14 protein-coding genes are annotated in these 13,647 nt (G+C 66.7%); 5 read left to right on the top strand and 9 right to left on the bottom strand.

Annotation, left to right across the window (positions count from 1 at the left end; translation table 11 throughout):
* Nucleotides 1–105: 105 nt before the first annotated feature.
* The 3 genes from QM693_RS03115 to styD form a co-directional block, all read right to left on the bottom strand.
* Nucleotides 106–675: a TetR/AcrR family transcriptional regulator gene (locus tag QM693_RS03115; protein WP_283351478.1), complete on the bottom strand. Its 570-nt coding sequence runs from the start codon at nt 673–675 to the stop codon at nt 106–108.
* A gap of 205 nt (nt 676–880) precedes the next feature.
* Complete coding sequence (locus tag QM693_RS03120) at nt 881–1,996, bottom strand: NDMA-dependent alcohol dehydrogenase (protein ID WP_283351354.1); 1,116 nt, start codon at nt 1,994–1,996, stop codon at nt 881–883.
* Nucleotides 1,997–2,036: 40 nt separating this feature from the next.
* A complete protein-coding gene (gene styD, locus QM693_RS03125; RefSeq protein ID WP_283351355.1) occupies nt 2,037–3,524 on the bottom strand; it encodes a phenylacetaldehyde dehydrogenase StyD in 1,488 nt (495 codons plus the stop codon).
* A 170-nt stretch (nt 3,525–3,694) separates the two neighbouring features.
* On the opposite strand from styD, the gene QM693_RS03130 reads away from it, so the two are divergent.
* Nucleotides 3,695–4,360, top strand: coding sequence for a helix-turn-helix domain-containing protein (locus QM693_RS03130; protein ID WP_280781195.1), 666 nt, complete (start codon nt 3,695–3,697; stop codon nt 4,358–4,360).
* A gap of 57 nt (nt 4,361–4,417) precedes the next feature.
* A complete protein-coding gene (locus tag QM693_RS03135; protein WP_052024030.1) occupies nt 4,418–5,029 on the top strand; it encodes a cupin domain-containing protein in 612 nt (203 codons plus the stop codon).
* A gap of 73 nt (nt 5,030–5,102) precedes the next feature.
* On the opposite strand, the gene QM693_RS03140 is transcribed toward QM693_RS03135, so the two are convergent.
* Nucleotides 5,103–6,455, bottom strand: coding sequence for an ammonium transporter (locus QM693_RS03140; protein WP_283351356.1), 1,353 nt, complete (start codon nt 6,453–6,455; stop codon nt 5,103–5,105).
* Nucleotides 6,456–6,656: 201 nt separating this feature from the next.
* Between QM693_RS03140 and QM693_RS03145 the strand changes: the two genes are divergently transcribed.
* Nucleotides 6,657–7,208, top strand: coding sequence for a HutD/Ves family protein (locus QM693_RS03145; RefSeq protein WP_283351357.1), 552 nt, complete (start codon nt 6,657–6,659; stop codon nt 7,206–7,208).
* Nucleotides 7,209–7,253: 45 nt separating this feature from the next.
* On the opposite strand, the gene QM693_RS03150 is transcribed toward QM693_RS03145, so the two are convergent.
* The 5 genes from QM693_RS03150 to QM693_RS03170 are packed head-to-tail and all read right to left on the bottom strand — an operon-like array spanning nt 7,254 to nt 10,709.
* Nucleotides 7,254–7,817: a TetR/AcrR family transcriptional regulator gene (locus QM693_RS03150; RefSeq protein ID WP_283351358.1), complete on the bottom strand. Its 564-nt coding sequence runs from the start codon at nt 7,815–7,817 to the stop codon at nt 7,254–7,256.
* The gene (locus QM693_RS03155) at nt 7,814–8,812 is read right to left on the bottom strand and encodes a heme-dependent oxidative N-demethylase family protein (protein WP_283351359.1); all 999 of its coding nucleotides are present in this window, start codon (nt 8,810–8,812) and stop codon (nt 7,814–7,816) included. The genes QM693_RS03150 and QM693_RS03155 overlap by 4 nt, the downstream gene beginning before the upstream one ends.
* The gene (locus QM693_RS03160; RefSeq protein ID WP_283351360.1) at nt 8,809–9,786 is read right to left on the bottom strand and encodes a PDR/VanB family oxidoreductase; all 978 of its coding nucleotides are present in this window, start codon (nt 9,784–9,786) and stop codon (nt 8,809–8,811) included. Before QM693_RS03160 ends, QM693_RS03155 begins: the two co-directional genes overlap by 4 nt.
* Nucleotides 9,783–10,319, bottom strand: a complete 537-nt coding sequence (locus tag QM693_RS03165; RefSeq protein WP_164063999.1) for a dimethylamine monooxygenase subunit DmmA family protein — start codon at nt 10,317–10,319, stop codon at nt 9,783–9,785. The genes QM693_RS03160 and QM693_RS03165 overlap by 4 nt, the downstream gene beginning before the upstream one ends.
* Before the next feature lie 6 nt (nt 10,320–10,325).
* Entirely contained in the window at nt 10,326–10,709 is a 384-nt protein-coding gene (locus QM693_RS03170) for a cupin domain-containing protein (RefSeq protein ID WP_005250830.1), read from the bottom strand.
* Nucleotides 10,710–11,023: 314 nt separating this feature from the next.
* On the opposite strand from QM693_RS03170, the gene QM693_RS03175 reads away from it, so the two are divergent.
* Both QM693_RS03175 and glnT read left to right on the top strand, forming a co-directional pair.
* Nucleotides 11,024–12,217: an NAD(P)/FAD-dependent oxidoreductase gene (locus QM693_RS03175; protein ID WP_283351362.1), complete on the top strand. Its 1,194-nt coding sequence runs from the start codon at nt 11,024–11,026 to the stop codon at nt 12,215–12,217.
* Between the two features lie 45 nt (nt 12,218–12,262).
* Nucleotides 12,263–13,624 carry a type III glutamate--ammonia ligase gene (gene glnT, locus QM693_RS03180; protein ID WP_283351363.1) on the top strand — a complete coding sequence of 454 codons (1,362 nt, stop codon included), beginning with the start codon at nt 12,263–12,265 and terminating at the stop codon, nt 13,622–13,624.
* The last annotated feature ends 23 nt before the right edge of the window (nt 13,625–13,647 follow it).

Raw genomic sequence — 13,647 nt, forward strand, 5'->3', positions numbered from 1 at the left:
CCCTCGTGTAAACAGTGAGTTTCGCGCCCGAACAAACTGACCGTTCGGTCAAAAATGGTTCCTATCGGATTCCGCAGCAACGGTTTTGGCTGAGCGACGGAAGGCTCAGAGTGCGGCGACGAACTGCTCGAGCATCTCCAGCTGACGCTCCGACGACGTTTCGCCCGGCGTGAGGACACCCAGAATCTGCATGCCCATCATCATGTTGAGCAGTTGCTCGACCACGATGCTGACGTCGATGTCGCCGACGGAGCCCTCCTCGCGCGCCTGCTCGAGGAAGATCGCCATCTGCTCACGCCAGTGGTCCATGGTGCGGCGGTTGGTCGCGGCCATCTGCTCGTCGTACATGGCCCGCGGCCACAGCGAGGCGGCGATCCGGGCTTCGAGGAGTTGCTCTTCGTTGATCGGCATCACTTCGCGGCAGAGGATGCGCAGTGCGTCGAGTCCGGTCGCGTCGCCGAGCGCCTCGGTGATCCGGCGGTCGGTGGCCTCGGAGATGTGCTCGTACGAGGTACGGAGGATCTCGTCCTTGCCGGCGAAGTAATGACTCAGGGCGCCGTTGGTGTACCCGGCCTCGCTGGCGATGTCGCGCATGTTGGCAGCATCGATACCGCGGGCGGCGATCAGCCGCCAGGCGGCGGCGGTGATGCTGCGCCGACGCTCGTCGTGATCCACGAGCTTAGGCACGACGCGTACCTGCCCCACCAGCGATCATGCGACCACGGTATCAATGAGCTCCGCCGAGATTGAGAACGACCACTCCCGAGACGACGAGACCGGCGGCGATCGCGGCAAGCAGGAACACGTACGGCATGGGGGCAGGGAACCAGGCCGGGAGCGGAGAGGCGTGCAGCGCCCCACCGCTCCCGACCGTGCCGATCTACGAATACATGATGACGCCGCGGACGTTCTCGGCCTTCCGCATCGCCTCGTAGCCGTCGTTGATCTGATCGAGTGTGTATGTCCTCGTGATCATCTCGTCGAGCTTCAGCTGACCCTCCATGTACAGGCGCAGTAGGTGAGGGATGTCGAACCGGATGTTCGCGTTGCCGAACCACGCCCCCTTGAGGGTCTTGCGCATCGCCGTCAGATCGAACAGGTTCAGATCGACGTCGTTCTGCGTGACGTCGCCGACCGACACGTGGACGCAGGTGCCGCCCTTGGCCACCAGGCTCATCGCCGGGGCGATGATGCGGCCACTCGCATTCGCGATGGTGATGAGCACCTTGTCGGCGAGCTGGCCCCACGTCAGATCCTGGAGGAGGGGGAGCGCCTCGTCGATGCTCGCCGCGGTGTGGGTCGCGCCGAAGATCTTGGCCTGCTCCCGCTTGAATTCCGACGGGTCGACGACCACGACGTGCCTGGCTCCGGCGAGCGCTGCGCCCTGGACCGCCCCGCACCCGACGCCGCCCATGCCGATCACGACGACGGTCTCACCGGCCTGGACGCCGGCCGCGTACACCGACGACCCCCAGCCCGTCGTGACACCGCAGCCGACCAGCGCCGCCTTGTCGAGGGGAATGTCCTTCGTGATCTTGACGCACGACGCCTCGTTGACCACCGTGTACGGCGAGAACGTTCCGATCAGGCACTGGATGGCGGCGTCCTTGCCGCGAACGTGATGCCGCGCCGTGCCGTCCGAGATCTGCCAGCCCTCGAGCAGGTGGGCTCCCAGGTCGCAGATGCTGGACTGGCCGGTCGCGCACTGCCTGCATCGGCCGCACGCGGGGATGAATCCGAGGGCGACGTGATCGCCCTTCTCGACGCTGGTGACACCGGGCCCGACCTCGAGGACGATGCCGGCGCCCTCGTGGCCACCGATGAACGGGTAGTACTCGAGCGGCAGGCTGCCGTCCCGGACGTGTTCGTCCGAGTGGCACATCCCCGACGCCACCAGCTGCAGAAGCACTTCTCCGTGCTTCGGGGGGTCGAGTTCCAGTTCTTCGATCTGCCACGGCTGACCGGGCTCCCACAACACTGCGGCCTGGGTTTTCATAAGTCCTGCTCCTGTCCGACGACGTCGATGCTGTGAGCGATCAGAGGATGATCGTGACGACCTTCTCCTCGGTGTTGGCTTCGATTCCGGCCCAGCCGAGTTCGCGGCCGGTGCCGCTGGTCTTCATGCCGCCCCAGGGCAGGGCGGGGTCGATGGGTGCCCAGCCGTTGACCGCGACCGCTCCGGCGCGGACCTTGCCGGCGAGGGTGTGGGCGTGGGACACGTCGCGCGTCCAGATCGAGGCGGCGAGCCCGTAATCGGTGGCGTTGGAGATCGCGATCGCCTCATCGGTGGTGTCGAATGCGATGACGGTGCCGACGGGTCCGAAGATCTCCTCCCGCGCGATCTTCATGTCGTTGTTCGCGTCGGCGAAGATGGTCGGCTGGACGAAGAACCCGTCCCCGTCCGGGCGGCCACCGCCGGCGGCGACCCGGGCGCCCTCGCTGCGTCCGGCCTCGATGTAGCCGAGGACGGTGTCACGCTGCTTCGCGTTCACCAGGGCGCCCATCGTGGTCGCCGGATCGAACGGGTCGCCGAGGACCTGCGCGGACGCGGCGGCGGCGAGACCGTCGACCACCTGCGAGTACAGCGAGCGGTGCACCAGGATGCGGGTGCCCGCGGCGCAGACCTCGCCCTGATTGAAGAACAGTCCCATCGCGGTGCCGTTGATGGCGGCCTCGAGGTCGGCGTCGGGGAGGATGATCTGCGGGGACTTGCCGCCGAGTTCGAGGGTGGTGCGCTTGAACGTGTCGGCGGCGCGCTTGGCGATGATCCGGCCGACGCGGGGGCTGCCGGTGAAGCTGATCTTGTCGACGCCGGGGTGGCCGGCGAGTGCGTCGCCCGCGACCTCGCCGAGCCCGGGCACGATGTTGACGGTGCCTGCGGGCAGTCCGGCCTCCTCCAGCAGCGTCGCGAGGTGAAGGATCGACAGCGGTGCGTCCTCCGGCGGCTTGACCACCAGCGTGTTCCCGGCGGCGAGGGCCGGGGCGATCTTCCATGCCGAGATCATCAGCGGGGTGTTCCACGGAACGATCGCGCCGATCACACCGACCGGTTCGCGGACGGTGTACGAGTGGGTGGGCTGGCCGAAGTACCCGGCGGTCGGGATGGACTGACCGGTGATCTTGTCGGCCCAGCCGGCGAAGTGCCGGAACGTGCCGGCGGCCATCGGGATGTCGAGCATGGTGGGCTGGCCGACGGGCTTCCCGACGTCGAGGGCCTCGAGCCGGGCCAGTATCTCGCCGTCGCGTTCTATGAGATCGGCGACCTTGTTCAGGATCCGTCCGCGGGCGGCGCCGGGCAGTGAACCCCATTCACCGTTCAGCTGCGTGCGGGCGGCCCGGACCGCGTCGTCGATGTCCTGGGCGGTGCCGGACGCGATCTGGGCGAGGGGGCGAGCGGTGGCCGGGTTCAGATCCGTGAACGTCCCGCCGTCCGACGCCGCGCGCCACTGCCCGCCGATGAACAACTCGGTCGCGGTTCCATCAGGAAGTCCTGTGGCACTAACGTTCTCGTGTACTGCGGTCATGGCGTCAACTCTCCCGGTGGTGTTGTGATGGCTGTCACAAGCATGCGGGCGGAGGCGCGGCGTCGTCTTGCACGCATGCGCATAGTTATTGCTCGTATGCGCACCGATTCGCCGTCCGGCGTAGTGAGTCGCGGTTTCCTGACAGTAAACGGCGCTGCTACGATGCGGACGTGACCACTCGACCCGAGACCGAGGTCCACCGCGACACGGGAGACCCAGCGCCCGTCGAGCGTGAGGTGCCGTCCGATACGCCGACCGGGCCCGATCTCGAGAAGGTGATCGCCAGGCAGGTCCGGTCGCTCCGCAAAGCCAGTGGACTCTCAGTGGGGGACATGGCGGCCAAAGTCGGAATCTCGAAGGCCATGCTGTCCAAGATCGAGAACTCGCAGACCTCGTGCAGTTTGTCGACGCTGGCGCGTCTGGCAGCCGGGCTCGACGTGCCCGTGACCTCTCTGTTCCGGGGCGCCGACACCGCCCGCGACGCCGTGTACGTCGAGGCGGGCCGCGGTGCGGTCATCGTCGGGCGAGGCACCCGGGTGGGACACCACTACGAACTTCTCGGCGCACTGCGCGGCCAGCACAAGCGACTCGAGCCGGTGCTGGTCACGCTCACCGACTCCAGTGAGACGTTTCCGCTGTTCCAGCACGCCGGCACCGAATTGCTCTACATGCTCGAGGGCGTCATGGTCTACGGGCACGGCGAGGCCGAGTACACGCTGCGGCCGGGGGATTCGCTGCTGCTCGACGGTGAAGGTCTGCACGGGCCCAACGATCTCGTGCGGTTGCCCATCCGGTTCCTCGCCGTCACGGCGTACCCGGACCATCACGAGGACTGACGGCAGAATCGGGATTTCGACCTTCCTTCGCCCCCGCGCCGGCGCGTAGAGTGGCGGATGGTTCGAAAGGTTGTGGTTACCGTGATATCGACAGTTCAGATAGCGTCCGAAGAGAAGGCCGCGCTGCCCTTCGACCGCCTCGAGCCGGTTCACCTGGCCACCGCGGGCACGATCGGTCTCTACTATTTCGACTACGGGACCGATGCGCGGATGAACCCGAACGATCCCGGCGACTTCTACGTCGTTCAGATCCCTCTGTCGGGTACGGCCCGAATCACCTCTGGCGCAGAGGAATTCGATTCGACCATGTCGGTCGCGTCGATTCTGCAGCCGGGCCGCCCGGCAACCATGCAGTGGCACGAAGGGCAGACTCAGCTGATCATCCGACTCGCGCGCCAAAGCCTCGAGGAGCACTTGCAGGAGATTCTCGGCAGCCCACTCGTCGAACCACTGCGATTCGAGCCGCAGATGGAACTCGGAAGACCCGCGATCCGTGGGTGGCGTGAGGCGGTCGAACTACTGGAGCACGAAGTGACGAATCATGCCTCGATTACTGCCGATTCGGCTGCCATGCAGGAATTCGACCTGATCGTGCTGAGTCAGTTCCTTTCGGCCCAGCCGAACAACTACAGCGCGAGGCTTCGGGGTCTGGCTCAGAGCCTGACCTAGCTGGGACACAGGCAGTGGCCCTGCCCCCGCAGCATTCCGCGGGGCTGGGCCACTGCCTGTGTCGGACGCTGGATCAGGCCTTCGCGGGGTCCGCCGCCCTGGTCGTGATCGCTTCTGCACCGAGCACCGCGTCGGTGCCGTGCTTCGAGGCGCCGGTGAGGCCGACGGCATCGAGTACGTAGGCCGTTTCGCCGTGGACGGACACGTCGAGGCCGTCGTACTCGCTTTCCTGGTCGGCGCGAATGCCCATGAACTTCTTCAGTGCCAGTGCGATCACCAGTGTGACGACGAAGCAGTAGGCGAGAACGGCTGCCACGGCGACACATTGACGCCACAGCACGTCGACGCCGCCGCCGTATAAGAGCCCCGCGGCGCCGTTGGGAGCGGCCGGATCCGCGAGGAAACCGATCAGAACGGTGCCGAGGATGCCGCCCACGAGGTGCACACCGACGACGTCGAGCGCGTCGTCGTAGCCGAGCCGGTACTTCCAGGAGACCGCGAAGCAGCAGACCGCGCCGGCGGCGCCTCCGACGACCAGAGCGCCGAGCGGTGAGACGGCGCCGCAGGCAGGTGTGATGGCGACCAACGCGGCGATCAGGCCCGAAGCGGCGCCCAGCGAGGTGGCGTGACCTTCACGCAGTTTCTCGACTGCCAGCCAGGCACAGATACCCGCGCACGCCGCGGCGACGGTGTTGAGGATGACGACGGACGCGCTGTTCCCGGCGGACAGCGCCGAGCCGCCGTTGAATCCGAACCAGCCGAAGAGAAGGATGCCGGCGCCGAGCATGGTCAGGGGAAGGCTGTGCGGGCGGGGCGAGACTGGGAACGTCTTGCGGGCCCCGAGAACCAGGACGACGGCGAGGGCGGCGATGCCGGCGTTGATGTGCACGGCGGTGCCGCCGGCGAAGTCGATGGCGCCGAGGGTGTTGGCGATCCATCCGCCGATCACCGACCCGTCCGCGGAGTCGAACGCGAACACCCAGTGGGCGACGGGGAAGTAGACGAACGTGGCCCACAGTCCGGCGAACAGCATCCAGGCGCCGAACTTCATCCGGTCGGCCAGCGCGCCGGAGATCAGTGCCACGGTGATGCCCGCGAACAACAGCTGGAATCCCGAGACCAGCGCGGGCGGCAGTCCGGGTTCGGCGGGGGCCTCCAGTAATGAACTGGAGCCGAAGAACTCGAGGGGGTCGCCCAGAATGCCGAGACCGCCGAGGGAGTTACCCAGCACGGCGGAGTAGCCGAACACGATCCACAGCACCCCGACGACGGCGAACGCGCCGAACGTCATCATGGCCATGTTGAGCGTGTTGCGCACGCTGACCATTCCGCCGTAGAACATGGCCAGGCCCGGCACCATGAGGCTCACTGCCGTGAAGGCCGCGAGAATCCAGGCGGTGTCGGCCGCAGCGACTGCTTCGTTCATAGTCGTCCACCTTGATCGAGGATGGCGTGACACTTGTCGTGTCCGCCTTTGGGAATCGATGTCTAGTGACAGTGAACCAAAGCGGAGATTGCGGAAATAGTTCGCTGAGTGACAACTGCGTAACGGAATCCGGCGTACGCCTGCGTGCCGATGCGCGAAACAAAGTATCCTGACAGTGGACTTTCTAGGTAAGGAGAAGGAGTGACCACAGTTCGCGAGGCCCGCATCGCCCGGCGCTCGGATCGGCGGACCACCCCGTGGGCCAACGGCGCGGGCACCACAGCGGAGATCGCCGCCGGTGTCGCGTCCCGGTGGCGCTTCAGCGTCGCGACGCTCGACGCGGACTCGACGTTCTCGCCATTCCCCGAGGTGGACCGCATCTTCACGGTGATCGGCGACCATCCCGTGTCACTCGACTTCGGCGGCGGCCCCACCCTGATTCCGCGCCTGAGTCCGACGGCATTCGCCGGTGAACGCAGCCCCGACTGTGTGGCGGAAGGTCCCACCGAGGCGTTCAACGTCATGGTCCACAGGTCCACCACAGCGGCGTCCGTGGACGTCGTCGACATCGGAGCGGCGCAGGACGTCACCGCTGACGGGCGGCTTGCCGTCCTCGTCCTGGTCCTCGATGGGCGGCTGGCGACGGACCTCGGTCTCGTCCAACCGGGCGACTGTCTCCTCGTCGAGCAAGGGTCGGTGCGGCTGTCCGGGCAGGCGTCGGTCGTGGTGGCGGAGGTCCTCGCCTGCACGTGAGTGGCAAAGCGTGCCAGGGCACACTTTGCCACTCACGTGCAGGGACTACCTCGCGGTCGACAGGATCCGGCGTAGTCGCCCGATCGCGCGCTCGGTCGCGGGACGATCCTTCGCGATCAGCTGGTGCATGATGAATCCCTCGATCGCCGAGTACACCAGCAGGGTCAGGTCTTCGTCGGCGGTGATGCCCAGCCGGGTCAGTGCCTGGGACGTCGCCTCGATGTACGTGGCGTACAGCAGTTTCACGTGCGGGTCGAGGCGTGGCGTGCGTCGGGATTCGAGCATCAGCTCGTACTGGAAGACCTGGAGGTCGGGGTCGCGGGCGACGAGGTCGGTGAGGTGCTCGACGAAGTGGTCGAGCGACGAGCCGGCGGCGATGTCGGCGAAGACGCTCGCGCTCTTGTCGAGCGCGTACCGGAGCGCGGCGTCGAGGAGGGCGTCCGTCGACCCGGCGCTGCGCAGGACGGCCTCGTCCGAGATGCCGGCCTCCCGGGCGACGGCCTGCGTCGTCAGCCCGCGCAGGCCGTCGCGGGCGATCACGGAGACCGTCGCGAGAACGAGGTAGAGAGCCTGATCGGTCTGGGGTGCTGCCCGATCGGTGAGCGTCACAGTTCCACATTCCCGTGGTTCAGCAGCCATCTCATGCCGGGTTCCCGGGTGCGACTGATGCCCTTGTATTCGGCCATGTCCACCGGAAGGTCCTCGAGCACCCGGTACAGTCGTTCGCCCCACTCCGGAACGGACGCGATATCCCGGAACGGAAGCAGGTACGTCCGGATCAGGAACATGACGGCACCGGAGTGGGCGAGCCGGATGAGGTGCTGCACTTCGGTTCTCAGGAACAGGCGGTCCCCGACTTCGTCCAGCGGGCCGTCGGCGAGGGTGCGCCGGTCCTTCCCCCACTCGGGGTAGGTCTCGGTCGACGTGTCGAGTTTGCCGTGGACGGTCAGCGTCCAGTTGGTGCGTCGGTAGCTCTGGCCGGGCTCGAGCCGCATCAGGAAGTTGTGTGCGCGGGTGATGATCTTCTCGCTGTGGACGCGCGGGACGGGGCCGTGGATCTCGAGGAAGCTCATGCCCACGTCGAATCCGAAGGACCAGTCCGCCGCGAACGTCACCAGACCTGCGTCACCCCACAGTTCGCCCTCACGCTGATCGAGCAGCACGACGTCCTCCTGGATCTGGCCGCAGATGTACACCAGCGGCGGCGCCGGCAACGTGTCGGGATCCCCGAACACGAAGTTGTGCTCGATCCCGAGGAGGTCGTTCTTCCAGAACCAGCTGCCCTCGTGCCGTTCGAGGGTCATGGTGCGGGGGTATTCGTCGGCGAGCATGCGCATCAGCGTGAGCATCGCGTCCCACGCGGCGGGGACCATGTGGGGCAGGCACTGGTGCCGCGACGGATCCTCGGCCAGGATGCGCTCGCGTTCGGCGAGTTCCCGGTGATAGTGGGCGTCGATGGCGATGCGGGTGTCACCCCAGCTGCCGGCCACGGTGGCGGTGGGGTTCCCGGCCGGCTCGACGTTGGTGCTGTAGCGGTACTGGTCGCGCGGAAAGGGGAACGGAAAGCGCGCGATGTGGTCGGCACGCGAGTCGGTCGATGTCACAGATCCAGCTCCAATCGGTCTCCTGCGGAACGTGATACGCACGGCATGATCGAATCTCCGGAGGCCTTCTCCTCGTCGGTGAGGAACAGGTCGCGGTGTTCGATCGCGCCGCCGCGGACCGACAGCCGGCATTCGCCGCACACACCCTGCCGGCAGAGGTTCGGGACGTTGATTCCCTTGTCCAGCAACGCTTCGAGGAGGCTGGTCCCCGAGGGCACGGGCACGATCATGCCGGTGCGCCCGAGCGTGGCGGCGAAGGGCGCCCCCTCGGGCAGCGGGCCCGCCCCGAACGCCTCCGAGTGCACGCGCCCCGGCGGCCAGCCGCAGTCGCGGGCCCACTCGGCCACCGCCGCGATCATCGGCGCGGGACCGCACGTGTAGACGTGGGTACCGAGTGGCTGGTCCGCCAGCTTGGGGACGAGGCGGTCCGCGAGTTCCCCGGGCGTGGAGACCGTGATCATCCGGTCACCGCACAGCGCCGCCAACTCGTCGGCGTGCGCTCCCGACTGATCGCGGAATGAGTAGATCACTTCGAACGAACGACCCCACTCGAGCGCGGCTCGGACGTGCGACAGGATCGGCGTGACGCCGATTCCACCCGCGACCAGCAGGTGGTGCCGAGCATTGAGCACGGGCGCGAACGCACTCCGCGGAAGGCTCACACGGATGCGCTGATCCGGCTGGAGGTCGTGGACCCAGCGCGAACCCCCGTGGCCGTTCTCGTCGAGCCGGACCGAGATCGCGTAGTGGTCCGGCTCGATCGAGGGGCCGGTCAGCGAGTAGGAATTCTGCCGACCCTCGGCCCAGGTGACGGCGATGTGGCTGCCCGGGGTGAACGACGGCAGGGTGCGGCCTGCCGGGTCCGCGAGGACGACGTGACGGATGCCCGGACACAGCAGCCGTGCCTCGCGCACTGTCAGAGTGAGCCCTCCGGTGATGCTCTCGCCCGCAACTGTTTCGAGGGCCGTGGTCATGGCAGTTCCTCCGAGTCGGCTCGATATCCCAGGTAGGCGCTATGGCGTCGGGAGTAGTGGTAGTAGACGGTGAGTTCGGCGGAACAACCGGCGCACGGTGTCCGGCCGCCGATGGCGACCGGCACCGAGGGCGACGTGGTGTGGCAGTGCGCGCAGAACACGTCGCGCACCGGGGCGTCGGGGTCGATGATCGCGGCGATCTCGGCGGGCAACGCGCCCGCGGAGATCAGCCGAGCACGCACCGCCCCCACCATGCGCTCGGGGCCCGCCACGACGAACCGCCACCCGATGCGCGCCCCGGACAGCAGTTCGCCGAGCCCGCCGAACCCGGATCCGGCCCCGGCGTCCACGATCACCGTGCGAGTGGGAACGGGCGCCACACGCTCGGACAGCTCACGGATGACCTGCCCGCTGACCGAGCGCTCCGAGACCAGTACGTAGCGGGTGACGAGAGCGCCCGCTGCGAGGTCGTCGACGGCCGAGTAGTCGGATCGCCACCGTGGGACGCTGGTCGACCTCATCGATACCGCCATCGCGGATCAGGGAGCGAAGGAACGGTGGCCGACGAAGTAGGCCAGTGCGCGGTCGGGGGTGGTGAAACGGATACGCGAGCCCCTGGGGAAGAAGATCGCATCCTTCGCCTTCGCCACCTCGACCTGGCCGGTGTCGAGGTTCTCGAGGGTGAACTCCCCTTCGAGGACGACCTTCATCTCGTCGTAGGCGTAGTAGTAGTCGAGCGGGGCGTCGGTGCGCTGGAGTTCGAAGTAGCCGGCCGACATCTCCGAGCCGTCCGGGTTGGCGAAGACGTCGTCGATGTATCCCTTGGTGCCCGGGTACTCCGAGACCGGCATCTGAGGCAGGTTCTCGTGGAATCCGGCGGTGACGCGGAACGGGACGGCGGTGGGCTTGTCGGTCGTGGTCATGGGTTCTCCCTGAAGGTGTGGTGAGTTGGGTCCGCGACCTCCTCTGTATGAAACGAGGAGTAGCAACAGGAAACCACAAGACGTATTTCGATGACGTAAATCAATCCGGCCAGGCTGGAAACGTGCAGATCAACGCGAGGATAGTTGTTGAAAGAGCGTTTGAGCGCCGCGATTTGGTGATGCACCGACAACGTTGCCGTAACACGATCGACATAGTAGAACTGTTTCATAGTGAACAACAGCGATTCATGAGGTGAAACGAACCGCTACCCAAGCCGCAGCGCCCGAACATCCGGCCGAATGAAGGAAGCAACGTGACACAGACAGCAAAGTTCGTGATCGTCGGTGGGGGACTCGAAGGTCTCGCCATCGCCTGGTCGCTCGCGGACCGCGGCGAGACCGATGTGCTGGTCCTCGAGCGTGACACCCTGTGCTCGGGCATGACCGGCAAGTCCAGTGGTGTGGTCCGGTGCCACTACGGGACGCCGTCGCTGGCGGCGATGTCGTGGTACGGCGTCGACATCTTCACCAGGGCCACTGAGATCTTCGGCGACGACATGGCATTCCGCGAGTGCGGATACGTGGTCGGCGTCGGTGAGAACAACATCGACCCGCTGAAGGCGAACGTCGCGATGATGCAGGGCCTCGGTATCGACGTCGACTACATCGGCCACGACAAAATGGCCGAACTGTGGCCGGGGTTGCATCTCGACGACTTCGCCGCCTTCGCGTACGAGCCCCTCGGTGGCCGCGGGGAGGCGTACATGGCCGGCATGGCGTTCGGTGCCTCGGCCCGCAAGCTGGGCGTCAAAATCCGCCAGAGCACGCCGGTGGCGTCGCTGCTGCAGAACGCGGACGGCCGCGTCTACGGGGTGACGCTCACGAACGGCGACGAAGTGCATGCCGAGCAGGTGATCCTCGCGACCGGTCCGTGGGCCCCCGAACTCGGCGCCGGTGTCGGCGTCGACATCCCGGTGAAAGCCCAACGGGCGCAGCTCGTCCTGATCGACCAGGGTGTTCCGACTCCGGAGGTGCCGGTGCTGTCGGACCTGGCCGGACTGCAGTACATCTGCCGTGAGCCGAACGGTGAACTGCTCGTCGGCAACAGCGACCACGCCGCGCCCGAATACATCGACCCCGACAAGTACAGCAACCGCGCGGACGACAGCACCATCGAGAAGAACATCGGCAAGCTCGGGAACCGTCTGCCCGACATGCCCGATCCGCGGATCACCTCGAGCTACGTCGGCGCGTACGACGTCACTCCCGACTACAACCCGATCATCGGACCCGCACCGGTCGACGGACTGTTCCTGGCCACCGGGTTCTCCGGTCACGGTTTCAAGATCTCACCCGCGGTCGGCCGCCTCGTCGCCGACATGCTCCTCGACGACGGCATGACCAGCCTCCCGAACGTCGAGCCGTCCGACTTCCGCTACTCACGCTTCGAGGAGGACGACCTCCTCTTCAGCCTGCACCCCTACGAGGGCGCCGGCGAGATGCGCTGACCCACAGACCCCCTCACCCGTAGACCACCAGTTCAGGAGCTACCCATGGCTGTCGACACTGCTGACGCGTTCACCGCGCAGAACATCGTGACAACCCCACCGCAGACCTTGTCCGAGGTGGCCCGGGCCACCGGAACCACCTTCATCCTCGCCCTGTTCGTGACGCTGTCCGGCAAGCCGTGCGCCAAACTGGTCCCGATCGAGGCCGTCGAGCAGCTTCAGGACGACGGCGTGGGCTTCGCCGGGTACGCGGCGGGGCACATGGGGCAGGAGCCCAAGGATTCCGATCTCGTTGCCGTACCGGATGTCTCGTCGTTCACGCCGATCCCGTTCGTCAAACCCGGACTGGCGATCGTGCACTGCGACCCGCACGTGGAGGGAAAGCCCTGGCCGTATGCGCCGCGGGTGATCCTGAAGGAGACGCTGAAGAAGGCGTCCGATCTCGGCCTGTCCGTCAACGTCGGCGCGGAAATCGAGTATTTCCTCGTCCACCGCACCGGAGACGGCGCCCTCACGACCGCGGACACGGCCGACGTCAGTCGTCAGCCGTGTTACGACGCCCGCGACGTCACCCGGATGTACGACCATTTGACCGAGGTGTCCGCGGCCATGAACACGCTCGGGTGGGGCAACTACGCCAACGACCACGAGGACGGCAACGGGCAGTTCGAGCAGAACTTCGACTACGCCGACGCCATGACCACCGCCGACCGGGTGATCACCGCAAGGTACCTGCTGTCGGTGATCGCCGAGAAGCGCGGCATGAAGGCCACGTTCATGCCCAAACCTTTCTCCGACCGCACCGGTTCCGGGATGCACCTACACCTGTCGCTGTGGAACGACGCCGGTTCGGTGTTCCCGGACGGGGACGATCCGAAGGGGCTGGGACTGTCGAGGACGGCGTACGCGTTCATCGCGGGGATCCTCGAGCACGCGTGCGCACTGCAGGGTGTGATCGCGCCGACCGTCAACTCGTACAAGCGGACCGGCGCCACGTCGACGAGCAGTGGTGCCACCTGGTCGCCTCGCTACGCCACGTACGGCGGCAACGACCGCACCCACTACCTCCGGGTTCCGGACAGGAACCGGGTGGAACTGCGCGGCGGCGACGGCTCGGCCAATCCCTACCTCGCCGCGGCCACCGCCATCGCCGCCGGCCTGGACGGCATCGAACGGGATCTCGACCCCGGCACCCCAGGCTCCGGCGACAGTCCCAGCGACATGCTGCCGATGACGCTGCTGCACGCGATGGACGCACTGGAATCGGATCCGGTGGTGACGGGCGCCCTGGACGTCGCGGGCCCCGGGGTCGCCGAGTACTTCGCGACACTCAAGCGCGAGGAGTTCTTCGCCTGGCACAACACCGTCTCCCCCTGGGAACTCGACCACTACCTGACAGCGTTCTGACAGACCTCCCGAAAGGAGACATC

Origin of the sequence: Rhodococcus sp. IEGM 1305, assembly GCF_030058635.1 — a bacterium.
Taxonomy (GTDB): Bacteria; Actinomycetota; Actinomycetes; order Mycobacteriales; family Mycobacteriaceae; genus Rhodococcus_F; species Rhodococcus_F opacus_D.

Bases quoted from the DNA above. Each gene is read 5' to 3' on its own strand.
- QM693_RS03120 (WP_283351354.1), bottom strand. From the start codon at position 1,996: ATGAAAACCCAGGCCGCAGTGTTGTGGGAGCCCGGTCAGCCGTGGCAG.
- styD (WP_283351355.1), bottom strand. From the start codon at position 3,524: ATGACCGCAGTACACGAGAACGTTAGTGCCACAGGACTTCCTGATGGA.
- QM693_RS03135 (WP_052024030.1), top strand. From the start codon at position 4,418: ATGGTTCGAAAGGTTGTGGTTACCGTGATATCGACAGTTCAGATAGCG.
- QM693_RS03165 (WP_164063999.1), bottom strand. From the start codon at position 10,319: ATGGCGGTATCGATGAGGTCGACCAGCGTCCCACGGTGGCGATCCGAC.
- QM693_RS03160 (WP_283351360.1), bottom strand. From the start codon at position 9,786: ATGACCACGGCCCTCGAAACAGTTGCGGGCGAGAGCATCACCGGAGGG.
- QM693_RS03140 (WP_283351356.1), bottom strand. From the start codon at position 6,455: ATGAACGAAGCAGTCGCTGCGGCCGACACCGCCTGGATTCTCGCGGCC.
- glnT (WP_283351363.1), top strand. From the start codon at position 12,263: ATGGCTGTCGACACTGCTGACGCGTTCACCGCGCAGAACATCGTGACA.
- QM693_RS03170 (WP_005250830.1), bottom strand. From the start codon at position 10,709: ATGACCACGACCGACAAGCCCACCGCCGTCCCGTTCCGCGTCACCGCC.